The 26,795-nt window shown below is 52.9% G+C and carries 18 protein-coding genes and 1 pseudogene; 10 read left to right on the forward strand and 9 right to left on the reverse strand.

Features of this window, described 5'->3' with window-relative positions; translation table 11 throughout:
• Positions 1 to 180: 180 nt before the first annotated feature.
• The 4 genes from rpsJ to Pla144_RS01650 form a co-directional block, all read right to left on the reverse strand.
• Entirely contained in the window at positions 181 to 504 is a 324-nt protein-coding gene (rpsJ, locus tag Pla144_RS01635; protein ID WP_197530312.1) for a 30S ribosomal protein S10, read from the reverse strand.
• A 231-nt stretch (positions 505 to 735) separates the two neighbouring features.
• Positions 736 to 3,834, reverse strand: a complete 3,099-nt coding sequence (locus Pla144_RS01640) for an efflux RND transporter permease subunit (protein ID WP_231936119.1) — start codon at positions 3,832 to 3,834, stop codon at positions 736 to 738.
• 89 nt (positions 3,835 to 3,923) lie between these two features.
• Positions 3,924 to 5,222, reverse strand: coding sequence for an efflux RND transporter periplasmic adaptor subunit (locus Pla144_RS01645; RefSeq protein ID WP_197530313.1), 1,299 nt, complete (start codon positions 5,220 to 5,222; stop codon positions 3,924 to 3,926).
• 35 nt (positions 5,223 to 5,257) lie between these two features.
• Entirely contained in the window at positions 5,258 to 5,983 is a 726-nt protein-coding gene (locus Pla144_RS01650) for a TetR/AcrR family transcriptional regulator (protein WP_146447581.1), read from the reverse strand.
• 249 nt (positions 5,984 to 6,232) lie between these two features.
• Between Pla144_RS01650 and Pla144_RS01655 the strand changes: the two genes are divergently transcribed.
• Genes Pla144_RS01655 through Pla144_RS01670 form a run of 4 tightly spaced genes read left to right on the forward strand, consistent with a single transcriptional unit; the run spans position 6,233 to position 10,865 of the window.
• Positions 6,233 to 6,904, forward strand: a complete 672-nt coding sequence (locus tag Pla144_RS01655) for a PEP-CTERM sorting domain-containing protein (RefSeq protein ID WP_231936120.1) — start codon at positions 6,233 to 6,235, stop codon at positions 6,902 to 6,904.
• Entirely contained in the window at positions 6,901 to 8,130 is a 1,230-nt protein-coding gene (locus tag Pla144_RS01660) for a hypothetical protein (protein ID WP_146447583.1), read from the forward strand. Before Pla144_RS01655 ends, Pla144_RS01660 begins: the two co-directional genes overlap by 4 nt.
• 1 nt (position 8,131) lies before the next feature.
• A complete protein-coding gene (locus tag Pla144_RS01665; RefSeq protein ID WP_146448948.1) occupies positions 8,132 to 9,133 on the forward strand; it encodes a DUF1559 domain-containing protein in 1,002 nt (333 codons plus the stop codon).
• Between the two features lie 58 nt (positions 9,134 to 9,191).
• The gene (locus tag Pla144_RS01670) at positions 9,192 to 10,865 is read left to right on the forward strand and encodes a DUF1668 domain-containing protein (RefSeq protein WP_146447584.1); all 1,674 of its coding nucleotides are present in this window, start codon (positions 9,192 to 9,194) and stop codon (positions 10,863 to 10,865) included.
• Between the two features lie 118 nt (positions 10,866 to 10,983).
• On the opposite strand, the gene Pla144_RS24385 is transcribed toward Pla144_RS01670, so the two are convergent.
• The gene (locus Pla144_RS24385) at positions 10,984 to 11,133 is read right to left on the reverse strand and encodes a hypothetical protein (protein ID WP_197530315.1); all 150 of its coding nucleotides are present in this window, start codon (positions 11,131 to 11,133) and stop codon (positions 10,984 to 10,986) included.
• Positions 11,134 to 11,518: 385 nt separating this feature from the next.
• On the opposite strand from Pla144_RS24385, the gene Pla144_RS01675 reads away from it, so the two are divergent.
• From Pla144_RS01675 to Pla144_RS01690, 4 genes are all read left to right on the forward strand, one after another.
• Positions 11,519 to 12,583, forward strand: a complete 1,065-nt coding sequence (locus Pla144_RS01675; RefSeq protein WP_146447585.1) for a polysaccharide biosynthesis/export family protein — start codon at positions 11,519 to 11,521, stop codon at positions 12,581 to 12,583.
• A gap of 98 nt (positions 12,584 to 12,681) precedes the next feature.
• On the forward strand, positions 12,682 to 13,500 hold the full coding sequence (locus Pla144_RS01680; RefSeq protein WP_146447586.1) for a hypothetical protein: 819 nt from the start codon (positions 12,682 to 12,684) through the stop codon (positions 13,498 to 13,500).
• 222 nt (positions 13,501 to 13,722) lie between these two features.
• Positions 13,723 to 14,481, forward strand: coding sequence for an exosortase-associated EpsI family protein (locus Pla144_RS01685; RefSeq protein ID WP_146447587.1), 759 nt, complete (start codon positions 13,723 to 13,725; stop codon positions 14,479 to 14,481).
• A gap of 539 nt (positions 14,482 to 15,020) precedes the next feature.
• The gene (locus Pla144_RS01690) at positions 15,021 to 16,478 is read left to right on the forward strand and encodes an NADH:flavin oxidoreductase (RefSeq protein ID WP_146447588.1); all 1,458 of its coding nucleotides are present in this window, start codon (positions 15,021 to 15,023) and stop codon (positions 16,476 to 16,478) included.
• 52 nt (positions 16,479 to 16,530) lie between these two features.
• On the opposite strand, the pseudogene Pla144_RS25415 reads toward Pla144_RS01690, so the two are convergent.
• Both Pla144_RS25415 and Pla144_RS01700 read right to left on the reverse strand, forming a co-directional pair.
• Positions 16,531 to 16,662 (reverse strand): annotated as a pseudogene (locus tag Pla144_RS25415) (IS5/IS1182 family transposase); the annotation flags it as partial.
• Positions 16,663 to 17,978: 1,316 nt separating this feature from the next.
• Positions 17,979 to 19,505, reverse strand: a complete 1,527-nt coding sequence (locus tag Pla144_RS01700) for a DUF1254 domain-containing protein (protein WP_231936121.1) — start codon at positions 19,503 to 19,505, stop codon at positions 17,979 to 17,981.
• 1,386 nt (positions 19,506 to 20,891) lie between these two features.
• Between Pla144_RS01700 and Pla144_RS01705 the strand changes: the two genes are divergently transcribed.
• Positions 20,892 to 22,376: a vitamin K epoxide reductase family protein gene (locus Pla144_RS01705; RefSeq protein WP_146447590.1), complete on the forward strand. Its 1,485-nt coding sequence runs from the start codon at positions 20,892 to 20,894 to the stop codon at positions 22,374 to 22,376.
• A 445-nt stretch (positions 22,377 to 22,821) separates the two neighbouring features.
• Here Pla144_RS01705 and Pla144_RS01710 read toward each other — a convergent pair whose 3' ends face one another.
• The gene (locus tag Pla144_RS01710) at positions 22,822 to 24,306 is read right to left on the reverse strand and encodes a cation:proton antiporter (RefSeq protein WP_146447591.1); all 1,485 of its coding nucleotides are present in this window, start codon (positions 24,304 to 24,306) and stop codon (positions 22,822 to 22,824) included.
• 38 nt (positions 24,307 to 24,344) lie between these two features.
• Here Pla144_RS01710 and Pla144_RS01715 point away from each other — a divergent pair, with 38 nt between their 5' ends.
• On the forward strand, positions 24,345 to 24,572 hold the full coding sequence (locus Pla144_RS01715; protein ID WP_146447592.1) for a hypothetical protein: 228 nt from the start codon (positions 24,345 to 24,347) through the stop codon (positions 24,570 to 24,572).
• A gap of 895 nt (positions 24,573 to 25,467) precedes the next feature.
• On the opposite strand, the gene Pla144_RS01720 is transcribed toward Pla144_RS01715, so the two are convergent.
• A complete protein-coding gene (locus Pla144_RS01720) occupies positions 25,468 to 26,715 on the reverse strand; it encodes a carbohydrate porin (RefSeq protein WP_146447593.1) in 1,248 nt (415 codons plus the stop codon).
• Positions 26,716 to 26,795 lie beyond the last annotated feature (80 nt).

Here is a 26,795-nt window from a genome sequence, read left to right on the forward strand (position 1 = left end):
CAACTCTCTCGTCTTTAGCCATGTAGTTGATCCCTAGACAATTTTCCGTTGCCGGCCCGTTTGTTCGAAGTCAGTTGTCCGCTGATGCAGGAGACACTCGCCGCAGCAAGGCTTACCTACACAACTTCCGTTACATATGAATTACCCAGAATAAACCGGATAGGAATTGCTATTTAGTTTCTATGCCGTGGTTGCCTTGATCTTGATATCGACGCCTGCCGGAAGACTCAGCTTATTGAGCGCTTCAATGGTCTTGGCAGTGGCCTGAACGATGTCGATCAATCTCTTATGGGTTCGAATCTCAAATTGTTGACGCGCCTTTTTGTCGACGTGGGGACCCGACAAAACCGTATAACGCTCAATTCGCGTCGGCAACGGAATGGGGCCATGCACTTCGGAATTGGTTCGCTTGGCAGTATCCACAATCTCTATAGCACTCTGGTCCAAGACCGAGTGATCGTACGCTTCCATACGAATTCGAATAACTTCCTTAGCTGCGGACACAATAATTCCCCACCAAACAGGACTCGAAACCCAAATATCAAAGAACACACCTATCGCTATCGCCAACGACTTGTGGCGAATCGCAGATTCTAGATCAGAACGGATAATGGGTCAATGGGCTCACGCTTTGAGATTGGAGAATTTTATGAGTCCTTACTCCAGCTAACCTGCCTAGCATTTGAGCCGTGAGAAAATGGGCGATATATCTGACAAGTGCGCCCCCAAAACATCTCAGCTCATAGCTCCAACCAGATTCCCGTGAGAGACTTGTGACAACTGCCTTTCAGCAGCAATTTCGCTCTTTTTGCCGATGCACTTGGGGCACATGACGAGAATAAATGCCGAAGGGATAAAAACGAGCGCCAGCAAAGTTGCCCCAATCACACCGCCAGAAATCGCGGTTGCCAACGGGGGCCAGAACCCTCCACCACCCAGAATTAGTGGGATAAATCCTGCCACGGTCGTCAAAGTGGTTGAAAGTACATGGCGAGTCGAATGAAATACCACCTGTCTGACCGCCGGGGGATCTCCCGAGCGGGCAGCCTCATCCTCGCGGAGTGCTGCCAAGACCACGATCGTATCATTGATTGCTACCCCGATAAGTCCCATCGTGCCGACAATCCCCATGAATCCAAATGGATAGTCAAATAGTGCGAGAGATCCTAGGCTCAATCCTGCCGACATGACTGCCACCGCACCGACCAGCCCCGCCATTCTGAAGCTATTGAAACTCAGCACCAGCGTGGCAATCATCAGGACAACCAAAACGCTGACGCTCGACATCAAGTTCCCGATGGCATCGTCGCGTTTTGAAGCTTCTCCGCCAATCTCATAACGATAGCCTCTTGGCATTTCAAAGCCTGACTTCGCCAGACGGGCTTGGAAATCAGATAGCACCTGAGCAGGTAATGTTCCTGCAGTAATATAAGCCTGAACTTCATTCATCCGAGTCGTATTGAAGTGTTGTATCACCGATAATTCAGGAACTAGCGTTATCTTTGCCAACCCAGATAACGGCACTTCTGCAGCGTTCGATTCAGGTCCAACGTCAAGTGAACCAATCTCTTCCATGCTTCCCCGTGAGGAATCCCCAACTCGAACCCTGACGGGCAGCTCTTCGGTGGATTCGAGCAAAGAGCCTCCGACAGAACCCTCCAAGACAAAGTCCAACCTCTCAGCGACGTCCTGATGATCGAGATTCGCGAGCCGTGCCTGTTCTTGGTCAATGACTACGGCAAGTTTCGGCAAGGTCTCAGAGAGACTAGCTGTTGTATGGATCACATAGGGAGTGTCTGCAAGAACACCGCGTACCTGATCCCCGACTTCTCGCAACACTTCCAAGTCCGGACCATAAAGACGCATTTCCACTGGTGCGTCGAAAGGGGGGCCCTGCTCTAACTGCCTAACGAGTATGCGAGCCTCAGGGAATGCTCCATTGAGTTCCTCTTGAAGGTCCTGAATCAGCTCACTAATGCCCTCTGCAGAGGCCGACTGCACTAGGGCCTGTGCGTACTGCGGTGTTCCAGCACGATTGGCCAGCATGTTGTAGTAGAATGGCGGAGCACTTTCGCCCAGGAACCAGGAAACTTCACTGATCTCAGGATGCGCTAGCAGTACTTTGCGTGCGGACTCTGCGACTTGCCTAGTCGATTCCAGGGAACTCTGCGTGGGCATCGTTAACTGTACTTGAAACTGGTTCCTGTCTGCGGGGGGGAAAAACTGCTCTTGAAGTGTGGTAGCCGAGAGAAACCCCGCCACCGGTAACAGGACTCCCACCAACACTCCGACCATGGGGCGTTGGAAAATCCAGTCGAGCGCACTGCGATAGGTTTCGGAGAGAGACGCATTACTGTAGCCACTTGTCCACCAATGACTCGCAGATTGTGGACTTGGCTCTTTGTCGAGAATTGCAATGATCGCAGGAGTCACCGTAAGCGCTAGGATAAGCGAACTGGCAACTGCCAGAATAACGCTAATCGCAATCGAACCGACAAATTCCCCGGCAGGACCAGGCATGAGTGCGATCGGTGCAAACGAAAGGGCTGTCGTGACAGTCGATCCGAATAGCGGAATCGCCAAGTGCTTTGTACTCCGAGCCACGGCCTGTTGGCGAGAGACTCCACCAGCGATTCGGGTGCGAACCTCATCCACCATTACGATAGCGTTGTCGATCAAGAGTCCCAAAGCGATAATCAAGCCTGTAATCGACATCTGATGCAGTGGCACACCGAGTAGTCGCATTCCTGAGAGCACCATGAGAGATGCCAAAGGGAGTGCTGAGCCGACTGCGATAGCGCTCCGCCAACCCATCATGAACCAGACTACGGCTACGACTGCCATGGCGCCTAGCAGGAGGTTTTTCAGGAGAGTCGCAAGTCGCACGGCGACATATTCGTTCTGCTCGAACAATACCTTTAGCTCCACACCAGCGGGGAGTTGCTCAGCGAACTCGGATAGTACTGATTCCAGGTCGGCAGTCCAAAGATCAACTCTTTGCTGGCTACTGACTAAAGTCCCCAAAGCAATGGCAGACTTGCTACCTACCAATGCCAGACTGCTCAGGGGTTGAGTAACTCCTTTGCTAATATCAGCGATATCCCCCAATGGAACGAAACTGCCATTAGCTCCACTGGCAATTGGAAGTCGCCGAATCCGCTCTAGAGAGTCAAATGCCGTATCGACTTCTATGACAAAGGTGTCTTGGTCCGTTCGCAACAACCCCGCCGAAACCTTCGCATCGCTGGCCCGCAGTTGGCGTGTGATTTCTCCGACAGACAAACCTAAGGGACCAAGTTCGTGCTGTTTGATTTCCACAAGTATTTCTTCTTGAGGTGCTCCGAAAGTATCGACTTCGCGAGTGCCCGGAATCGCTCTGAGGAGATCTTCCAGCAGTTCTGCCTTTCGGCGCAGGATGGCATAGTTCGGTTCTCCAGGGAGATTCCATTGGAGAGCAACGATCGAAGCGTAGGCTGTCACCTCGAGTTTGTCGAAGTTTGGCTCTCTAGCTTGATCCGGGAGTAGAGGTTCGGCATCAGCGATCTTGTCTCGCACGCGAGACCACACCTCATCGACGGCATAAACGTTGTCTTTGAGTTCAATCGTAATCGTCGAAATACCACTGCGGCTTGATGAGCGAAGTTCCTTGATCTCCTCGATTTCCTGCAGTTCATCCTCCAGCTTCTCTGTGATTAGTGATTCGACACGTTCGGGGCTGGCACCGGGATAAAGCGTATTTATGATCGCTGCACGTTGGGTTAGCAACGGATCTTCCATACGAGGCAATACGATAAATGAGGAGAGACCTCCCACCACGATGAGTCCTATTGCCATAACAAGCAATCGACGATTGTCATAGAGTAGACTCCACGGGCTCGAAGTCGGCGTCAGCTGATTTCTTGAGTTGTCTGATTGCATATGCGTTAATTCTCGGAGCGGACTACCAACTTCGCTTGGGGAATCACTCGTTGACCGGCAACGATACGGTGTGTGCCATCGGTGATTATCTGGTCTCCATTTTTGAATGCACCCCGCACAAACGATCGATCGCCTACTGTGTCAAGCAGCTCCACGTCGCTTCGAGCCGCAACAGGATTGTCGCTCTTAGAGTGCACGACATAAACGGACCACAACCCTTTGGTACCCTTGGTCAAGGAGGCAGTCGGAACCCAAAAACCGGAATCCAACACCGTCTCAGAGACAGCCATCCGAACGACTTGACCAGGCAACAATTGCAGCTCTCTGCCTGCTCCAACGCGGAGACGAACCATCCTGGTTCGCGTCGCCTGGTTGACTTCGGAAGACATCGATTGAATAACCGCGGTGACCTCCTTCCCATCAATACTCAGATGACAACTTTCCCCAACCCTAAGTTGATTTGAAGCGGATGCTGGAAGGCCGATCCAAGCTTCAAGATCGGTGTCATCTAGAATTTCGAGCACGGAACTACCACTACTTACAACGGTGCCCTCATCGACATATCTGTGGGTTATACGACCTGCGAAGGGCGCCTTGAGAACTGCGTCTTCCAAGTCGTGATCGACATCAAGCAGGGTGGCTTGCAATTGGGAAATGCGAGCTTGCTGGGCGGTTATCTGCTCATCGCGTGTGCCCGCAAGCAACTCATCTAGTTCGCTTTGTAATCGCTCGACCTCTGCAATCGTGGCTTGAAGATCGAAGGATACTGTCTCAAATTCCTCTCTCGATACGGCGTTGGTATCAACCAAAGTGCCGCGTCGAGCGACCTGTTTCTTAAGAGACTCGCTCCTTGCTTTCTGCGCACGCAATTCGGCTTGCTTGGCGGAGATTGCTTCCTGGCGAGGGCCGGCAACGAGTTCAGCCAGAACGGCATTCGCTTCGGAGAGCTGTGCTTCGAGTTGCAAACGCCCGGCTTGAATATGGCGGGAATCGAGACGGCTAAGAATCTGTCCTTTGGTAACTGCGTCTCCTTCATCAACTAAGATCTCGGTAATTTCTCCACCCTGAAGAAAACTTAGCTGACTGCGCCGGGACTCCTTGAGCATCCCTGTGTAAACCCGCTCTCGTTCGTAGCTAGCCATTTCCACAGCTTCGAGCGTATTGACAATCAGAGGACTGGCTTCTCGATGAGCCTCAGTTGAGGGCACTTCCTCGGCCAGTACATCCATGCGAATCACAGCCAAGGCGGCGACACAAAAGGCCGTAAGAATACCCATTGCAACTAAAAATCTGCGTTTAGTCATTTCTTGACGCCTCGTCATTTTCTGAACAAAAAAATTCACGGCTCGTTAGGAGTTCTGCCGCCAAATAGTTCTTGCTTTGCTTGTTCAAAGGTGTGGAAGTAATCGAAGTCGCTTGACAGTGGCGTCCAGCCGTAACCGTCCAAGAGTAAATTCTGGTTGTGCCAAAGAGCTATTTCAGGTTCGGGAAGTCCCACCTGCTCCAGACTGTCGCTTGAGGTAATTATTGAGTACGCACCAAAGTTCATTGACCACAGTCCGAAGACCAACACTTCAGCAGTCATGTTATTTGCTAAGCGGAGGTCACCGTCTGTGATCGCGTCATTCACAATCCCTCCAACGATTCGCATGCAACTAGCTTCGCAATTCTGCATAAATTGGCGTCGCTGATCGCTCGTTTTTTCCCAGATCGAAGCCGATCGGACGAGCTGATCGACAGCGAAGTACATTGGGTGAATTCGCACAAACTCAGCAGCAGCGGCTCCGATAGCCGCCATTCTCTGTCGAGAAGTTGCGTTCCAAGCAGAGGCGGTCTCGAACATATCAAGTCGCTTTTTGAGCGCTTCGTTGGCAAGCGAAAGTATGATCTCCTCTTTGTTAGGGAAATGCTGGTAGATCGTTCCTTTGGAATACTCCATCTCCGCAGCAATTCGATCCATACTTAAACCCAGATATCCGGATTCTTTTAACATCGCGCTCGCGAGCTGCAGGATTTTGGATTCCCGTTCTTGCTTTTCCCGTTCTTTTCGAGTGAGTGTTTGCATGACCCTCAATTATTGACTATTCGTCATTTAATGACAAGTTGTTTTTTATTATTCTGAGAAACTCTTATTTTTCGCACTTGAAGTGCGTTAAATACTTGTTATCTTATCGCTTTTGAGAGTCAGTATCAACAGAAAATGGCTAGTTTTCCACGTAATTTCCAGCTTTGCGGTCGCCTTAGAATGAAATATTTCCTGCGAATAGTTTTGAGCTTTTCCATCTGCTTGTTCATTCATATCAGCAGTTTTGCTGTGACAACGGTCCCGTTTCAGGAGGATTTTGCATCTGATTCTGAGTTGTGGACTAATTTTAATAATTCCGCACTCTTGTCGTTCAATGCTGCAGGTGGACCCGATGGAAGCAGCTATGCCTCGGGGAGTTTCAATTTCCTTAACTCCGTTTTTGGAGATCAGGGACCGGTTGTATTCCGAGGAGAGACCACCCCTGGCGGCCCTGCGAGTGGCGGCAACTTTTTCGGCAATTGGATTGCAGACGGCGTGCGAGAGTTTAGCGTCTTCGTTCGACATGATTCTCCGGTCCCATTAACCTTCTTCACTCGTTTTGCAGATTCCGTCAACTTCCCTGGCGCTACATCTGTGCAGTTTGCACCTGTTTTGGGAAATACCTGGACCGAATTGAACTTTTCGATCACCCCCTCAAGTCCGAACTTTGTCACCTTTGAAGGGGAAAGCTTCGCTACGGTATTCGACAATATCGGTCGCATGCAGATCGGAGTCTCCATTCCTGCTGGTTTGGCCGGCGTCGATCAGAACATAACTTTCGATTTGGACCAAGTCGCCATTAAGACTCCGGAACCGACGACTCTGCTATTGAGTTGCCTGGGAGCACTCTTGGGTCTGTCTCGCAGAAGTAAGTTTGCAGGTAACTTCCTTTCATTGGGGCGACGCGGGTATTTCGAATGACAAGCATTGCTGCTTCAAGCTGCCAAGTGCTGTGGAAGGCCGCCTGCCTACTGCTGGTCTTCACTGCCCCAACACGGGGCGAGATTGCTATTTGGAGCGAGCCCGAACTTGATCGCTGGTTTCACCTGGGAGATACAACTCCCGGGTTAAAGACCGAGATGTCTACCTTTACCAACTACGGAGTCAGCTCTGAGTTTTCCCAATCACGGGCTGGCTCTTTCATGCTGGGATTCAATACTGCCAGTCAAACCGATTTGCTCAACCCCGCGCTTTATACGCTCAATTCGGTGAGGTTCACGATTGATTTCGTGGATGATGGCCGTCAGGTTATTTACGACCCATCAGTCGACTCACTAAGTGCAATATCCGAAGGCACGGATGATCCGGGCAATCCAATAGAGCTCTTCGGGATTGGCTACGCGAATGATTACGAGAGGCTTGGCTTTGACACGAACGACTCTTTCCCACCTGAGTTCGAGGAGTCTAGTCCGTTATGGCCCAACGTTCCAACGCTCGAAAGGACGTTTAATGTCTATCCGTTGGGGGACGATGGAACCGGAAACTTTGGCAACGTGTTCAATAGCCCAGGTGGTGAAGGTACGTTCGTGCTTGACGGAGAAGACGAACCACAATTGCTCGATGTTTTGCGAGATCCTTGGAATACAACTCCTTGGGCTGTGGGTACTGTAGCCGGATTAAATGCAGGACAAGCTGTGCCGGGCGGATCCGTTTTCTCTTTGGAAGTGGACTTACAGAAGCCGGGGGTATTGGAATACTTCCAGCAATCGCTGACCACTGGCCAAGTGGGTGTCTTCATCACATCCCTTCATGATGTGAGCGGATTTCACAATGGAATCATGAGTGACTTTCCTGCGTTCTATTCAAAAGAATCGCTTTTTGTGAGCTTCGGCGTGGCTTCTGCACCAACGCTTGAAATCGACTACACAGTTTTGACTGAACGCACCCCCGGTGATTTCGACGGAGATCACGATATAGATGCCGACGATCTTGGGGACTGGCAAACTCACTTCGGCATCGACTCCGGGGCCGACGCTAATGGAGACGGCGACACAGATGGAGCCGATTTTCTTGCTTGGCAGAGAAATTTCACAGGCCCCAACTTGCCCATGCTCAACGCCGTCCCCGAACCTGCTACCGCACCCATAGCAATCTGCCTTGCAGTCCTTTCGAACTTAACTAGCAGGCCAAGCCGCTGGATTATTTGATATGTTACTGCTTCCCATCCCACACCGAACGCAAGCAACTCAGCACCGGGCATTCAGCCTCGTGGAACTGCTGGTCGTGATCGCAATCATAGGGGTATTGATTGCGTTGCTGCTGCCAGCAATTCAAGCGGCTCGTGAAGCGGCCCGTCGTTGTAGTTGCCGCAATAAACTTCGGCAAATTGGTGTGTCAGTCCAACATTTCCATGATTCTCAAAAGACACTCCCCCCGCCCAAAGTATTGCAAGGCCGAGGAGGATTGGTCGCCGTCACCGGTGGTGGGAATAGCGCTGATCAATTCAGCAATCTCGGCAGTGCGTTCGTCTCACTGCTTCCGTACTTGGAAGTAAATAATCTCTACAGTAATTACGACTTAACAAAGTCGATCTACTCTGCCAAAAACCTGGAAACTACCAGCCAGCCGATTGATCTTTATATGTGTCCATCCATGGCACTCCCGCGCGAGGTACCTAATCTTAGTGCGGGCGAAAAACTTGCGCCGGGGAGTTACATGCTCTCGGTTAGTACCGATTTTGGAGCGACAGCGGACACCAATGGGGCCTTTACGAACCCGAATGCCGTGTCTCAGATCGGCTCGACTGCGGTTGTGGAAACTCAATATAGCCTTCCCCTCTCGCGTATCGTCGATGGTACATCCAACACATTTCTCATTGGCGAGAATAGTTACAACGTGCCAGGCATTCCCTGGCCCGAAGCCCCAGGTTCAGAGAAGTGGGGAGACCACACTTGGGCGAATGGCTATTGGGCCTATGCCTGGGGAAACATCCAATGGTTTTTGTACGACAAGCTTCATGTTGCCACATATAACCAACCCAGTACTCCCGATCCAAACAAGATTCTCCGCGTCTTTCGCAGCGATCATCCTGGCGGTGCGCAGTTTGTTTATCTTGATGGCTCAGTACATTTTGTCCCGACCGAGATCGACTACCAAGTACTCAAAGCATTGGTGACTCGCGCCGGTGAGGAAGTCAATCATTCGTTTTGATTCAACGCGGCGGACCTGATCCGTTACCGATGCCTAGTTCTACGAAAAGGTTTTTGTCATGAACTTTCGCTATTCACTTGTCTGTCTAATTCTTACTTTCGTTGCAGCATGCCTGCAGATCAGCTCGGCATCCGCACATTTTCTGTGGCTCGACTCGGAGTCAGCGGGCGAGACCCGCACAGGGTTACTCTTTTTCGGCGAGAGTCCGCATGATCGCAACTACCATCTGCCCGTACCGATTGCGGCTGCGGAAGTGTTTGTCCGCACAGGTGAGAATCGCGAGAAGTTAGCAACCGCAGCACGTGACACGGACGACTTTATCGGCCTGGAAATGTCGCTACCGGCGGGGAAACCGACCGCTCTTGAGACGGTGTGTGAATACGGAATCTATGGCGGTTCGATGCTGTGCTATTTCTCGCAGCACCTGCTTCCAACGTCTGATGGGAAGATCGCTGATGGGACTTCTACTGAGCTAAAGCTTAATATCGTTCCTGAGAGCAAACCGGGTGGTTTGGCCGCCACTGTCCTGTGGGAAGGCAAGCCACTGGCCGACGCCGTGGTTACGCTGATTGACTCGGCCGGAGAAACCTCCGAGGAAACCACGGACGCGGAAGGCAAGGTGTTTTTTGTACTTGCCAAGGCGAGCACGGTCGGCTTGATGACCAATCACTCTGAGAAGGAGAAGTCTGGCGAGTTCAAAGGAGAGAATTACAAAGGACAAGCCAACTATGCTACGCTGACGCTCGACTTTAAGCCAAGCGGCGAATCGGCAGCACCTGCTAAGAAGGTATCCATGACCAAGAATCCCAAGAACACGAAGGACAGCTTCGGCCCTCCGCTACCTGAAGCGGTCTCCAGTTTCGGGGCGGCGGTCAACAAAGACTGGCTTTATGTTTACAGCGGCCACACAGGGAAAGCTCATCAACACTCACGCGAGAATCTTTCAGGCACGTTTGCACGACTCAATTTGACCGAGCCCACCGAATGGGAACTTCTGGATATGGAAACTCCACTGCAAGGCACCGCATTGGTGAGCAGTGGAGACAACCTGTACCGGGTTGGAGGGATGCAGGCCCTGAACTCCCGCCAAGAAGATGACGACCTCCACTCGGTGAATGAATTCGCCCGCTTTGATCCTGCAACGGGACAATGGACGGCCTTGCCACCGCTTCCGGCTGCACGATCTTCGCATGATGCAGTTGCACTCGATGGAAAGATATACGTCGTCGGGGGCTGGACCCTCAGCGGGGATCGCAGCGGAGAGTGGCAAACCTCCGCGCTAGTGTACGAGACTGCCGCAGGGGACAACGCCCAATGGAAAGAAATCCCGCTACCTCCCTTTCAGCGTCGAGCTTTGGCACTGGCTACCTGGCAAAATCGAATCTGGGTCCTGGGTGGCATGGACGAATATGCCGACATCCAGCGAACCGTCTATTCTTTCGATCCAAGCACTGGTATTTGGAAGGAAGGCCCGCTGATGCCCGGCGACGATATGCAGGGATTTGGCATAGCGGCCTGGGGGTTGGATTCAGGGCTCTATGTTTCCGGCACCGACGGAATACTCTACCGCCTGGCGGAACCTGCTGAAGCATGGCAGGCCGCGGCTGAACTGGAAACGCCAAGATTCTTTCATCGCCTCATGCCGAGCGGGCAAGGAAGTCTCCTAGCCATCGCCGGGGCTTCAATGATGGATGGGCATATCAAGGGAATCGAGCGGTTGAAGGTTCGCTGAGCGATTCCCTGCGGAGGACGTTAATCCAATGGCACTCACCGCAGGCCTTTTACTCTCCAACGGACGTTTGTACACGGATTTGCAGTGACTTGAATATAATGTCATCGCTGCCAAATTGTCATGCAACTCCGTTCGGATGTCGTTGGAAGAGAGTCCCCTTGGTGACGAAGACTTTCCTCTGCGGTAGGCTTGTTTCGGCAGCTACTGCCCGATGCTCCGCATTGAGACGCACGCCCCCACCGTCATTCCCGCGCAGGCCGAAACCCATATCCTTCTCTCCCCCTTCTGCACACCAAATTCCATTCCCCCACCGCTGTCCGAAAGTCCGGGGCTATCGCAGTTTACTCCTGCTCCATTTCTTCGATCGGCACCTTGGCTGATAGCAGATAGCTGACTGCTTTTGCTCCGAACCCCTCAGTGGATCAGCTCGCCCGAACAGGGTTTCAGGGGCCGCTCGCTATCTCCGCCAGACAGGAATGCTAGCTCTATCAACTCTGCATTTCCGCAGTTTTTTGAACTCAGAGCAAAGTTGATGTTAAACCCTACCGATTATAGGCATTGTAGCTGTTAGTAAACAGTTGCCGGTTGCGTGGTCCATTCATTGCTTATGGGCCAACACCGTGGACATTCCGCGCTAGAAGTGAGAGTCTCAAATGAAGCTCAGCAGCAGACGACAAACAGGTATAGCCAAGACACTTGCGATGCTCGCAGTGTTGCTGGGAAGTTCAGGGTGTACCGCCTTTCTTGCGCCGCGGGATCCTTTTCCCGTTACTCCACCAGAGCCTCCGATCGAGAGTTCCGTTCCGCGAGAGCTAGAAAAGGTGACGCTGCCGCGTTACGTAATCGAGCCGCCGGATATTTTGCTCATTGAAGGTGTCAAGCTCGTACCAAAATCGCCACACAAGATTGAAACGTTCGACGCACTATTAGTCCGTGTGTCGGGTGCCTTCCCTGACAAGCCAATTGATGATGCCTATTCGGTTGACGCCGACGGAAGCATCAACCTGGGCCCAACCTATGGCCGGATCAAGGTCTCAGGCCTCACCCTTGAAGAAGCTGAAGACGAAGTACGACGCCAGCTCTCACAGATTCTTACTGATGTCGATGTTTCGATTTCACTCTTGCAGTCTGCAGGTGCCCAGGCAGTCACTGGCCAGCACTTGGTTGGCCCGGATGGACGTGTCAACTTGGGAACGTATGGTTCGGCATTCATAGCCGGTATGACGATCGAAGAAGCACGTGAAGCCATTGAAAAGCAATTGAGCCTGAAATTGGAGAGTCCCGAAGTCTTTGTGGACGTATTAGCTTACAACAGCAAGCTCTACTATGTGATTACTCAAGGAGGCGGCTTCGGCGACGATATCACTCGCTTGCCGATCACTGGTAACGAGACGGTGCTTGATGCCGTTGCCTCGATTGGCGGTATTTCTCAGGTTTCATCGTCGCGGATGTGGATAGCTCGACCTGCCCCCAATGGTGTGGGTTGCGAGCAGATCCTGCCCGTGAATTGGGATGATGTTAGTCGTGGTGCTGTCACGGCCACTAACTATCAGCTCATGCCGGGTGACCGCCTGTTTATCGCTCAAGATCGCTACTCCGCAGCCACTGCCACTGTGGCCAAGATCCTGCGGCCATTCGAGTCGATCTTCGGATTCGTATCACTTAGTACCTCAGCACTCAACCGTATAGCACGATTTGGATTGGGTAACACGTTCTAGGACCTAGTCAACTACAAGGTTCATGGCCGGAGTTCGAAAGGACTTCAACATTGGTCAATCCAAGCGTACGACTCGTCAAAAGCAAAGAGCAACTCAGCATGTGTAAAGGACGTAACATGTCTCGCGTGTCAAAAATCGGTATCGGTGTGTGGAGCTCAGGACTCGCTCTGGTCATGGCATTTGACATCGTCGGAGCAAACCTGGGCCAGGCAAACGAATGCCAGCCTCCGACTCCGTGTCCATGTGCCGCTGACGGAAATTGTCTTCCCAAACGTGAAACTTGGGGAACCTACAAGACGCACTGGCGCCCCTGGCCCGGCGAACAAGTTGGCTTGACCCCCACCAAGGCCGAGGAAACGAAGAGCGACATCCGTGAACAGCTGCCTGTTTATCAGCCACCACGTCCCGATCAGGAAGATTTGCGTGGTCCTGCCAAGAGAACTAAGGCCCCGAGTGCCACCACTTCAGCTCCCCCGGAAGGGGGTCCACAGGCCCTCCCAGATGCAGGAGAGGCTGAGCCAGCAGAAAACGAATTCGAACTGCCAGGCCTACCGGGCTTGCCGGGCATCGATCCTCAAGGCTATTTGCCGCGAGAGAACCATAAGTTGCTTACAGAAATGGATGATGCTCCACCTACCCTACCGTTGGGTCTAAGCGAGTCACTCGCCGTGACAACCTCGTACGAACAACAGCAGGTCCAACCCGCATCAGGGCCAACTGCTGTGGCCAACCGGAGCAAAGCGGCTTTCATACCAAATGTAGATGGTCCCATTGTACAGGCCTCAGCTGAGTTGAAGCAGGCAAGCGAGATCCAGCTTTCCAATCCAGCTGGCCGACACATCTATAAGCCGACAGATGAAGAACTGCATCAGGCTATCTTCATTGAAGCAAGCGATGGCTCTCCGGAAGTCAAGTAGTAAGGGAATCTACTGGCTTTGGACTGAGCCAAGAATTCAGTGACTCTTAGCTATACAGGATTCGTCGTACGGCGGCACATGCAGATTGTGCCGCTTTCGGCGATTATAGGCCCAAACACTCCCTGGTAATTGCTGCTCCGCACGAGCAATTCTTGACAGTTGTCCCCGTGATGCATACGGTAGATTAATGGCAACCTGTCCCCTCTCCTGCGTGAGTTCACCATGGATCGCAATCTCTTAATACCTGCCCTTTTGGGCGGAATTCTTATTATTTCCCTGAGCTTCTACGAAGGGTATGCACTCAAAGACCGCTGGGGAACACCAGGCGCCGAGGCTGCTGAACTCGGGAAGCGATTCGAGCAGGTACCCAAAGAGATTGGCGATTGGGTCGGTGAAGACCTTCCTGTTGACGAAATCGTCAAGAATACTGCCGGGGCTGTGAATTACGTTTCTCGCCGTTACAAGAATCAAGAGACAGGCCGTATGGTCACCATGTGGCTGATCGTTGGTCACTCGCGTGACATTTGCCGTCATACGCCGAACATCTGTTACCCCGCCTCCGGATTTCGTCAGGACGGGATGCAAATTAAGTCTTACATGGATTTGCCTTCAGAGGAAACGGCGGATTTCTTCACTGCCAAATTTATCAAAGACGATGTCTTAGGTCGTCGCGTGGAACGTGTATTCTGGGCCTGGAATCATCCTGACAAGAACGATTGGGAGGCTCCCGAATCTCCACGGATGCACTATGGACTTGCTCGGGCTCTTTACAAGCTCTACTTCACAAGCGATGTCTTAGTGGGCGAAGATACTGCGGACGAGAATGTCGCCGCAGAATTTGCCGAACTGATGCTTCCTTCAATCAACGAAGCCCTTTTCCCGGAAGGCACAGAGCAACTAACGGGAATGTCTGAGGAAGTTGACGAAGAAAATGCTGGGATTTCTTCCGAAGTAGGCGTTGAAGAAGAAGTCGCCGAGTAAGGCAAATTCTGGCCACCTCTACCGGCTAGGTATTTTTAACCCAATCAGATTTTTTCTGCATAATTGTGAGATTCGAGATTCTCCCAATCAATCCCCCAGATTTCAGTGTATCACAATTGAACACCTGTTTAATTGTAATACACATGAAATAAAACAAGCGGGCCAGAAAATCGAAATCCGATTTCCAGCCCGCTATCTTGATTGGACCTCTGACAACTTCAATCGACAGGCAATAGGGGAGGTACATGCCCGGCGAAAAATGCTGTCTATCTAGTTAAGGCCCGCAATCATTTGCCTTTTCTCAACCGACCCCAGCGAACAGTGCTCTTCTCTGTTACGGCCCCGAAAGTGTGTTCCAAGCACTGTCAGGCTGCCCGCATCGCGATTGTGCTCCAATATCTACGCAATGCGCGTGCCAAAACACCTTGTGGCTCTATGCACAAATTGAATCCTTCTCTCTCCACGATAGATAGCTGGGCTGTTCCTCCTTAGAATCATGGTTCACCATACCCACATTTGCGACGCAAGGCACAGTTCGAATGGAAGTTCCCTCCTACACCAAAATCGCACAATTGCGAACCGTTGAGCAACTTCGGGAACGACTCACCCAACTTGGAGTTGAACTACCCGTCGATGAGACCTGCCTGACGGTTGATTCGGGTTCCCCCCTGGCTAATCCAATCCGAGTAGGGGATTACGAGGTCGGCAACCGTTGGTGCATCCATCCGATGGAAGGGTGGGATGCCAACGCCGACGGGAGCCCGAGCGAATACACACTCCGCCGGTGGCGCAGGTTTGGCCAGAGTGGCGCCAAACTGATCTGGGGAGGTGAGGCCGCAGCCGTGCAGCCCGATGGCCGTGCGAACCCGAATCAAACCTTGGCCACCGAGAGCAATCGGGCCGGCTTGACGGCGTTGCTCGCGGAAGTTCACGCTGGCCATCGAGAGCAAACCGGTTCGCTTGACGGCTTGTTGGTCGGCCTGCAACTCACCCATTCGGGGAGATTTAGCAAGCCGCATGACAAAAAAAAGTTCGAACCGCGGATCGCCTATCATCATCCCCTGTTGGACGACAAATACGGACTCGATTTCGAGGATGATTCGATCGTCTGGAAAGACGACGATCTTGAGAAGCTGATAGACAGCTACGTGACCGCAGCACGGTTGGCACATGAGGTTGGTTATCAGTTCGTCGACGTCAAAGCGTGCCATGGTTATCTCTTGCATGAGTTCCTCAGCGCCCGGCGGCGACCTGGAAAATTTGGTGGAGACCTCGAGGGTCGCAGTCGCATGCTCTTGGAAATCATCCGGCGGGTCCGGCACGAGGTGCCCGGTCTGATGGTAGGCGTGCGGCTGAGTATTTTTGATTTCGCCCCCTACCGCACGAGTCGCGAGGTAGGACAGCCGATGGATTTCACCGAGCTGTTGCCTTACGATTGTGGGTTTGGCGTCGATGCCGAGAATCCGCTCGACTACGATTTGACCGAGCCCTTTCAGCTCATGCGGATGCTCGTTGATGCGGGGGTGGCGACGATCAACCTCAGTTGCGGGAGCCCCTACTACAATCCCCACATCCAACGGCCGGCGATCTTTCCCCCCAGCGATGGGTACCTGCCCCCCGAGGATCCGCTGGTCGGGGTATGGCGGCAGATCGATGTGGTCAGACAATGCAAGGCCGCCGTGGGAGATGTGCCGCTCGTCGGCACGGGTTACTCGTACTTGCAAGACTATCTGCCGCACGTCGCCCAGGCCGTGGTGCGGGCGGGGTGGGTCGATTTCGTCGGGCTGGGCCGGATGGTTTTGAGCTATCCCGAAATGCCGCAAGACGTGCTGATCCACGGGAAGCTTACTCGCAAACTTGTCTGCCGCACTTTCAGCGATTGCACGACCGCCCCACGACATGGCCTCGTGAGTGGTTGCTACCCGCTCGACGAATACTACAAACGGCTCCCGGAGCGCGAGCAGCTTGTCGAGATCAAGAAGAGCTTGGACGGTTGATCCTCTGATAAAGTGTTTGACAAACGCCAACATTTTTTTGCGGCAGTGCAGGTTGGCAGAGTCGTTGTAGCATGAGGCGGATCATAGCTTTCTGGACCAGGGCTTCGCTGTTCTCTACCAATTCCTCGTAGTCTTTGCTGAGGCGACGGGAATGTCCCAGCCAGGCAAACGTTCTCTCCAACACCAGACCCGGCACTGGCACCACGGGCATTGAGAACCCATTCCAAAACCCCTCCTCTTTACTCAAGGGGAGAGAGTTTTGTCGTGTCCAATTTCGTAGAAAACTTTTTTTCCAAAACAAAACTACCCTCTTCTCCACCAAGCCCGATCATTGCAACTCATTTGCAAACCAAGACTTAGGTATCGTCCAACTCTTTGGGTTTTTGTGTGTTTTGTAAAACAAAACCCCGACTCCCCGCGACAAAAACCCAGGTGGCCAATGTGCAATTTCCGATGATCCGTGTCCAATCACTAATCACCAATCTCCCACCAGCTACCGCGCAGCATCCGCGCGAGTGGTTCAAGTTGGTCATGTTGGTCAACTTGGTCATGTTGGCCGCGCGTTTTTGTTTTTGCTTGGGCTGGCTCACTTTTGAGGTTGCTGGTTGGGTGTCAGTGGTTAGTGGAAGTTTGCCACGAAAAGCACGAGAAGACACAATAAACAAGACTGAGTAGCCTGGGCTAATCATTCCCGTTTTTTGTGCCTTTTTGTGTTTCTTGTGGCCATTCACTGAGCAGCGTGGAGCCAGAATGATTGGCACTGGGCTCCTAGCTCTTGAATCTCGACTCGCATGTTAGCAAATCGGATGGAACAATTTCTACAAGATAATGGAAGGAAAGGGGACGGAGGGACGAAGAGAATGGGGGGAATGAAGGAACGGAGGAATTGGGGAATAGGAAGAAAGAGCTAACGACTAACAACCTATGACCAACCACTCCCAACAACCGTCATTCCCGTGCCGACGGGAACCCAGTCCCAAGTCCTCAGATCCCAATCCTCCCTTTCCCCATCAGTCGCAGTGCGTTGGCAACCGGTTTGTTTCCACCCACCAGACGATCGCTCGCTCTTGGAGCTGGCATCAGCACTCTTTTAGCAGGACCTTGCCCTGCGCATCGGCGAGTAATCGGGTCTACCGGCGAAAGACTGAACTAGTTTGGTGATTAAATCTACAAACGTGGGCCAATTCACTTGTCTGCACAGGTGTTTACGGCTGATGCAGTTTGGAGCACGGATCACCATACCGGATGGGTCGTATGGCATGTTGCGCATCAGAAAGGAAGATAAAGCATTTGCGGGCAGCACCATTCTGTCATCAATATGACTCCCTAGATGCTGAGGTGATCGCCACCTCCTTTAGTTTCTGCGGGCCGAAAGTCGCTAAAATAGATGGTCCACCCGTCCTCAGTTCTGAATCTCGTAAATCGGCGACGGCGCAACATCTGCGCGACCCAGATTCCATTATTGTGGCGGGCGTGAACACCGCCACGTTGCGGAACGGCCTAGTCAAGCAACTCGATTTCGCCGGGACGCCATGTTTTGTCAAACCAGGGTTCGAGTGGTCCGTAGAGTCGGAGGATCATGAACCAGCCTTTGCCGGGAATCGTCTGTATCCAGTTGGCCTCTTTCCCTACAGGTGACGTCGGACCGAAGTAAACATCCACTGAACCATCGGAATTAACCTGAAGGTCCTTGTTCTGGCTGCTGACACTTGGGAACTGCTGGTCGGTCTGGATCATCGAGCGAGTCTGATTGTCGTAAACGATGACCGACCAGAAGTCCTTTGCAGGAACATCAGGTGGAATGCGCAGCTTGTAGTTTTTCCCGCCATCAAAGGGATTGCCATCGGCGTCCTGGCAACACCAGGGATACTGGGAGCCCTTGCCGACCATTTTCTCCGCCATGGCTGGGGTGACGCCGGTGGCGATGTAGTAGAAGAAGATCGCCCCGTCCAGATTCGCCACGCCGGGAGAATCCTCAAACTTGTAGCCACCGAAGAAAGGCAAACGCCACGGGCTATTTGGATAGAAATACGCGTCCTTGTCGCGAATCTTGAAGGCAATTGCCCTGGCAGTCACAGCACCAATCTTGGCGGCGTCAGTGAGAATTCGTTTCATTCGCTCATCTGGAGTGAACGGCTTGCCCTTCTTGATGCCGATTGAAGCAAAGAGACCGAGAGTGGTGGGATTACTTCCCTCGCTGGGTTCTTCTTGAATGACTTCATTCAACAGACTCCAGAACGAGTAATCGGCGGGGGCAACAAAATTCGACGGAATACCTGAGGCATTGACAAATCTCATCGCTGGCGGATTGTCTTTTTCGGAGAGGTAATAAATCTTGAGGTGCTTCTTCACTGCCTCGACGCCAGGCGTAGTCGATCCATCGACAAGGAAAGAACGGAATGGCATCCAATTGCCATAGGTACTTGGACGCACGACGTAGTACCCCTCGGGCACCTTACCCTTATAGTCCGGAGGCAGGATCAGATACTTGCCACCTTTTCCCTGGTCAGGGCCGGTGATCCCGACGTCTGCCACCCAGCGATACCAAAAGTCATCAATCAGCCCCAGCACCATGGGAGGGATTTCAACAACCAATGGCCCCTTCTTAGTATCGAGCCAGATGAAGCTGTAGATGGTATTATCATTCGCTGTCAGCTCCACGGTTTTGGAATCCACAAGTGCTTCCCAGATGACATCCGTCTGGTTGACCGGTCCGAATTCCTTAAGCGAGGCACGCATACCCGCTTGGTTCACAATGGGAATCGCCAGCAAGTAGGCCTGTAGGGCACGGGATGCATCGAGGTTGTCGTAAACCTTCTGCGTAGTCGCATCGTCGGGATACCCGTACTGCAGGTTCAATGTGCCAATTGACGTTTCGACTTCGTTCGGGACGGCAACTCCTGGTGCAAATGGGGTCGTCATCTTGTAATCTTCTGCGTGCCCACAAGACGCAATGCCAACAATAATTCCTAGGAGCAGGGCATGGAACAAAGGGGCCGTCATCAATCTTACTCTGATGGTCTTCATGGCTTTTTCCATTTAAGTTGTCTTAGTGTAACCGCTGTCTGCACGCAGCCCGAACCCCGTTGGCGTGCGGGGCCGCACACTCGTCGATCGCTTCATTTTCATTTTCCGGCTTGATTATTCCAATTACGCGAGTCGGGCACTGAAGCAAATCCTTGTGGTGCAATTACGGTGCCGGAAGGATCACCCACTACGCCGACTCATGGCGGATGCCTTGTGGGCTTCTAGGACTTTCGCCTGCAATTCCTTCCAGGGCTGCCTGCCCTACAACTAGATTTCCGCCCAAGTGGCTTCGCCCTCGCGAGATAGAAGATAGACAAGAACGCGCCAGGGAGCCTCAGCGAACTGACGTTGGTGGAACACACTTCACTCAATTCGGCGAACGGCCAACAAACATCGGGTGCATCAGCTTGTGCAGCTAAGGAACCCGCCGAAATCGCATCGGTGTGATCTCGCCAAGGACACCTCAGCAGCTAAGCTTCCAGCCCAAGATGCTGAAACTGGTCCAACTCATCGTTCCACATAAGTCTTGGTCGAAAGAAAATCGAATTAGGGCCCGAAAAGCCTTTTAACCGGTGGACACATCGCTAACGCCTTGGAGGTCCTCCTAAAGTCTGTGCAAACTAGCCCGTGCTAAAATGCTATCAAGATGCTCTCGCGGCGATCCAATTATGTAAATGAGATCGGTTAAATGAAGGTAAAAGTATCTGCGTGAGAGAATTTGTAGACGGAGTACTTATCAGTTGGTCCCCAGAATGAAAGGTAAAGTAATCTTTTCCCGACCGGCTTCTCGTATCCAGGTTGCTATCGATGCCGCAACAACAAGCAATGACTACTGCGTTTGGCGACTTGTGTGGTACGATGAGCCGATCCAACTTCAGCAAGCAGGACTGCTCGCGAACTGCATGAGGTCGGCGTGACCGCTGGCATAGATTTTGCACATTCTGATTTTAGAAACTTGAAGAAGCCGAAATCCCGTAGCCGGATGGCTTACAGCGGCGATGGGTGTGCGGAAATGCACGGAGAAGTGGTAGAAGTATGCACCCTACATAACCGAAGCCAGACAGGAGTCACCTCGCCACGTTCTGCAAAGTGCACAGGCTATGAGACAGCTAGTGGATGTGAAGGAAACATCCAATCACGCTGTATCAACCTACTACATAGTTAGTGCGTTGGCCTTCTCAGGCGTGGCACAATGCAAATTTAGCAAACTGTACGACTTCACCAGATGGGCCGAATGCAGCCAGCGCCTTAATAACGCCCTTGCGGCTGGCTTAGTTTTCGGTGCTTTTGCAGATGGCGTCGCCAGCGCTGATGGACGACACTTGCGGTCTTTACAGATAGAAGTTGCTTAGGGCTCTGACAGTTCTCAATGCCCCGTGAACGATCATGAATAGAACACATTCAGCAAGCTTTACGCATGGTACCGCATACAAAGTCCCGCTTATCGCGAAGACCAATCGCTGGTTCTTTCGTGAAATGAAATCGCTGCCGAGTTGGCCAGTAACGCTTGTGTTGGCTTTGTGTATCAGCGTGGCGATTTGTGCGAGCGGCTATTTGCTTTGGGCAGACTTAACTTCGTCAAAGATAGCGGGGTGCGGAGATACTGGCGGATTGGTCGACTGTGGGCATGTCGCCAAAACCCGTTGGGCTCTGTGGCTTGGCGTTCCAGTGAGCTTATTGGCTTTGGGCATCTATTTTACGATGGCGATTGCTCTTGTCGTCGGTTCCGTTGGCTGGTTTAGTCGATCGGTGCGGAAAGTTAGCTGGGTCGTCGTTACAGTCGCCGTGTTTGCGGCTGGGCTCAGTGCGATTTGGTTTATAGCACTGCAGATGATAGTCATTAAACACATTTGCCTCTATTGCATGATTGCTCATGCCTGTGGTCTGGTCGCTACCGTGACCATGCTATTAGCCAGTCCGCTGAGGGCAAAGGCGATGTTAGCCGCAGCGGCCTTGAGTTTTGCAGGGTTTGCTGTTTTAGTAGTCGGTCAGGTATTTGCTCGCCCCCAAGACATGCATCGAATCGAGAGGTTTGACAATCCAGCCGGTTCGGAGTCAGAACAGATAGAGTTCGCTCCACCAAAAGATAGAAGCCCGGCCGAGGAGGAATTGAATGAGCAGCCAAATGACGAGCTATTCCAACCTCCGACATCGGACTACCATAGTGCGACTGCGTTGTGGCCGGATTTGGTCTCCGTTTACTTTCCAAGTCAAGCGAGGATCGCTTTGCCAACCTTTCTAGCCACAGAAATGACTGCAGATGATGCAAGCGTACCCGAATCGGCAAACCGCAGGATCGTTGCTATTCAAGGTGGCGCTATCAAGCTAGATATATCGCAGTGGCCGCTGATCGGCTCCAATGATGCGAAGTATGTTCTTGTTGCAATGTTCGATTACTGCTGCCCGCCTTGTCGAAAAACTTACATGACCGTAACTCGTGCCCGAGAGAATTTGGGGGATCAATTGGCTGTCATTTGTTTGCCTGTCCCGCTCAATTCAACCTGCAACCCCAGCGTGCGAGTGACAAACCCGAATTTCGAGGAATCGTGCGAATTGGCGAAGCTAGCTGTGGCAGTATGGCGAGTTGATCCAACCCGTTTCGCATCGCTTCACAATTGGATGTTCCAAGGTACTGTGGTGCCGAGCTATGCAGATGCAAAGGTGAAGGCAGCGAGACTCGTTGATGAAAAGAAACTTGATGCCGAAATAGCATCCGGAATTCCTGAGAAATACATAGCAAAACATGTAGAGATTTACCAACAAGTGGGAGCAGGAGCGATCCCAAAATTGATGTTTCCGAGTACTAGCATCATTGGTGAGTATTCTTCAGTCGAAGGAATGGTAGATGTGATCCGCCGCGAAGCGAAGTAGCTTAGATTGTTGTGCGGTAATCAGAGAAAGTCTCGCAATCCCCACCGAGCGATCCGCCATGGCGAAGCTGTGGGCAGAGGGTTGTCCTGCGCTGCTGCATCGGTCTCTCCACCGCTCTCACGTGACAAGCTTTTACAGGAATGGGTGCATCACTCTCGCAAAGTTGACGTGTGAGCTGGCTCGCGTCGGTTGTGGCCACCTCCTATAGCATTCCACAAACCCCAGCGGGAGGTGCTCCAGCCTCGGCGACTTGGCGGACAGGCCACAAATGCGGTCGGTCTTGTTGACCGAAGCAGGTCCTGAAGACAGGCGATGGGCAGTTCGGTCATGTCCTGCTGATCTATGGCCGAAGGCCATATTCATCCACTGGCGACGTGAATATGGCATGTTTTCCGTCACCCCGAAAGACCGCGATGAGGCGGAACGCTCCGTTTGCTACCAGTAGCTAATCGGCGTCTGCTTTGCCCTGCCCCGCGAGACCCAGCCGGTTCAGCATCGGCCCCATGGTCAGCCCGCCGACGAGGATCGAGAAGGCGACGACGACGTAAGTCATGGTCAGGACGAGTTCGCCGACGTTGTCGTACTGGGATTGCTGGGCGTGGATCTCTTCCTTGAGCGATAGCGCGAGTGCAACACTGATCCCGCCGCGCAGGCCGCCCCAGGTCATGATCTTGATCGCGTGCGGCGTGAACTCTCGGCCGTTCGCGTTCTTCAAGGCGGTCACCACCGTACCGACGGACAGGAATCTCGCCAGCAGTGCAGCGGGGATCGCCAGGGCCCCGGCCAGCAGATACTGCCCCTCGAACGACAGCACCAAGACCTCCAGCCCGATCAGCACAAACAGCACCGCGTTCAGCAGTTCGTCCACCAACTCCCAGAACGTGTCCAGGTGCTCGCGCGTTTTGTCGGACATCGCCAGCGTTCGGCCATGGTTACCCAGGATCAGCCCCGCGACCACCATCGCCAACGGCCCAGACAGGTGCAGCTTCATCGCCAGCGCATATCCGCCCGTCACCACCGCCAGCGAAAGTAAAATCTCCGTCGCGTAGTGATCAATTGAGCGCAAGAGGAAGAACGCGAGCAGCCCCAGCACAAAGCCCAACGCAAGCCCGCCGCCAACTTCGAGGGCGAAGAGCTTGGCGACGTCGATTGCTGTCGTCTCTGCCTCTTCCATGCTTTGTTGGACATCGTGCGGATGTTCGCGTTGTGCCGCATCTATTGGTTCGTCATTTATGACGGTTTGTGGATCGCCATCGACGTTGGGCCGTATGCCGAAATCTTCTTGGCTTCGTTCGACTACGGGATTGAAATCATCTTTCTTCTTTGATTCTTCCTGCGACTCCCCATGCCCACCCAACCCCGCGATGCCCAAGAGCGCAATAAACACCACCACGCCCATGCCATCGTTAAACAGTGACTCGCCCGCGATCTTGGTCTCCAGCGACTTGGGTGCGCCCAGGCTCTTGACGATCCCCAAGACCGCGATCGGGTCGGTTGGTGCAACGATCGAGCCAAAGATCAGACAGTAGATGAAACGGACCTCGATGCCGAGCCAGCCGGTGATGACGTAGGTGAGCCCGCCGACGATGAACGTGGTGGCGAGGACGCCGACGCTCGCGAGCAGAGCGATGACCGCGGTTTGCTGCTTGAGGTCGTTGAGGTTGACATGCAACGCCCCGGCAAAGAGCAAGTAGCCGAGCATGCCCTGCATCAGCGTCTGGTCGAAGTCGATCGATCCGATGAGCGCGTCGGCCAAGGTGAGCACGCCCGTTCCCGGTACGATCCAATCAATCAGCAGCAGGGCGACCGCGTGCAGCATGGCCAGCAGCATCAGGCCCACCGTCGTCGGCAGCTTGAGCAGTTTGTGGTTGATGAACGCGAAGGCCGCTGCGAGGGCCACGAGGATGCCGGCGATATCGAAGAAGCTCATGGCGATCTTTATACGATACTTCGCCCGTGGAAGAATAGGTGGAACACTTTCGGGCCGTCTGCCGATACGTCGAACGCGGGTGTGCTTCGCGCCGGCTGGTCAAACGATCAGAAGATTGGCGATGGGGTTCGCTGTGGCGTTCGTTGGTTGCAAAAACCAGAACCCGGGCCGAAGCTACTATCGCCGTGGCCGATTCCGCGTCTGCCAAACTGGGTCGAGCGAACGACCCGTTGTCTCAGCCGGTGCTGGATGCAGTCCGACGCTAAGCCCAGCTGGCAAGCTGGCCATTTACGATCACACTCAACGGTGAGAACCGATCCCTTACCACCCCTTAAGAAGCCGTTATTAACTCCACGAGGTTGCATCAACCGCCATGTGGAAGGAGTTTGCCTTCGCTGCAGAGGTCGTTTCCACCTACCGCTGATCCAGGCAGGTAGTAGCGTTGTCAATATGGTGGCACTTTTTAGATTTGCGAAGAGCCGCGTTCATAACCCATTTCGAAGCGACAAGGTTCAATAGTGACCTTCTCGAAATTGCCTCAGCCCTACACGCCGAGGCACCATTAGCGTTACCTGCCCCTTTCCGTAAGAAAGTCCGGCATAATCTGAAGTTCAATTTACTTGCTGGCATTAAGTTCTGCAAAAGCAAGAGATACCTTAAATTGGCGGAGGGCTCTTTATGTTTTGTCGTCAACAGAGAGGTAAATGTCGCGGAGCGGAGTTGCACCGTAGAGAGACCGTGGATAGTTCTAATACTATCCGGCCGGATGGGGATTTCGATTCTGGGTCCCCGCCTGCCCGGGGATGACGGAGGGGGGCTTGCTCCGCCACCCTGGGTAGCAACGATACGATCGAACAAGCGTCCGAGGTGAATTCGTGGCATAACGTCGGACTTTGCCGAGGACGAAATGGTGCGCGGGTTATTTGCGGTCTCGGCAACGTCGTTCGGTACGCATCGTTGCATTACTCGACCACTGATAGGGGTTTAATTCTGACACAGGGTAGCACCAAAGTTCGTGGATCTCACCTTGATACAATCCTGGGCTATGGTGTTTAACCGCTATGCGGTATCACGCACCCGTAGCTGGATTCGCAAGAGTTCAGAATCGCGTTAGCTCCAGGGGCTCTGAATTCTTGAGAATTGAATTACCATGGGAGCAGCTCAGAGCGCGAGTGTCGCTCGCAAACCTACGACGACAGCCGTGTCGTTGGCAGAATTTCCGGGTTCGACGAACTGCAAGTCGCCGGTCACATGAAAGCACTTCGCGATTTCCATGTTGTAATAAAGCTCTGCGCCATAGACATCTTGCACGTCGATCAAGGGAGAGAGTAGGTTTTGCAAGTCGTCGCTGATACCTGTGTAGAACGCACCAATTCCAATTGCGTCTTTGGGTCGGTTGCTAACCAAACCTGTTGACTGAATCGCGACGTTGGTGGACCAGCTATAGGGACTCGTCTGTTCGTCGGAGTAACCGTTTTGACTGAGCAGCGTGACTTTTCGGTCCTTGTCGTAGTCGTCGAACCAGAGTGTCTGCTCTGCAATGTAAAGCAAGGTGTAGGCACCTGTCTCTTGGGGGGCGACAATGCCCTGCCCAGGGATGAATTCCCAGCCAGTTGGGTCTAAAGCAGTGAATGCACCAGTGGACCAGACACCACCAAACATGTGCGATCCAGGCAGCCCTCCGAAATCTGTGAAGAATCGCCAGAAGCCCATGATGTTGGCGCCGTTGTCGAACATATTGTCAAAGCCGCTGGTGGTCGGCACGCTGTTGGTGTCATATGCCAGGATGCCTCCCTGGATTTGCTTGCCGCTTAATTTCAACATGCCGGTGCCCATGAACGACAAAGGAGCCACGCGGGCAATCGAAAGTGGAATCACCATCGAGGCATTCATGAAACCACTTACGCCGCGGCCCGTCTGGGGATAGAGCATGTAAAAGAGGTCCAGCGCATTGAACTTGCCAAACGTGAACTGGACTTCTTCGCTGAGGGCCTGGGCAAACTGAAAGCCGGTGATCGCCGTGTCGTGCTCGTTGGACTTCGGATACAACATCGCGACGTTGACGGGGGAGAAACCAACCGCGTCAAAGTTCACATCATCACCCAAGCGAGACTCGGCGTGGATGACGACGGTCATTCCTTCCCAGAGACCCATCTTGGTGGTGTCGAGCATCAGAAACTGGTCGATCTTGACGCCGTTCTCAAAGTTTTCATCGACCCCACCGCTGGTGACTCCCTGGTAAAAGTCGGTCCCGATAATCGCGTAGACAACGCCACTCTCCTCCATCTTCTTGGCCATGGCCTCCATGCGGCTGGCGAAATCTTGCCCATGGCAGCAATGGATAGAAGCAGGAAAGGCTCCTGCAACGAGGAGCAACAAAACTTGGAGTCGAATCGTGAGAGTTTTCATCGTTTCAGACCATCTTCCTTGATTGGGCTGTGGCGCAAATGAGAATTGCGCGGTGAGTTACATTTTATTCGGCATTTACT

The organism is Bythopirellula polymerisocia (assembly GCF_007860015.1).
Lineage (GTDB): Bacteria > Planctomycetota > Planctomycetia > Pirellulales > Lacipirellulaceae > Bythopirellula > Bythopirellula polymerisocia.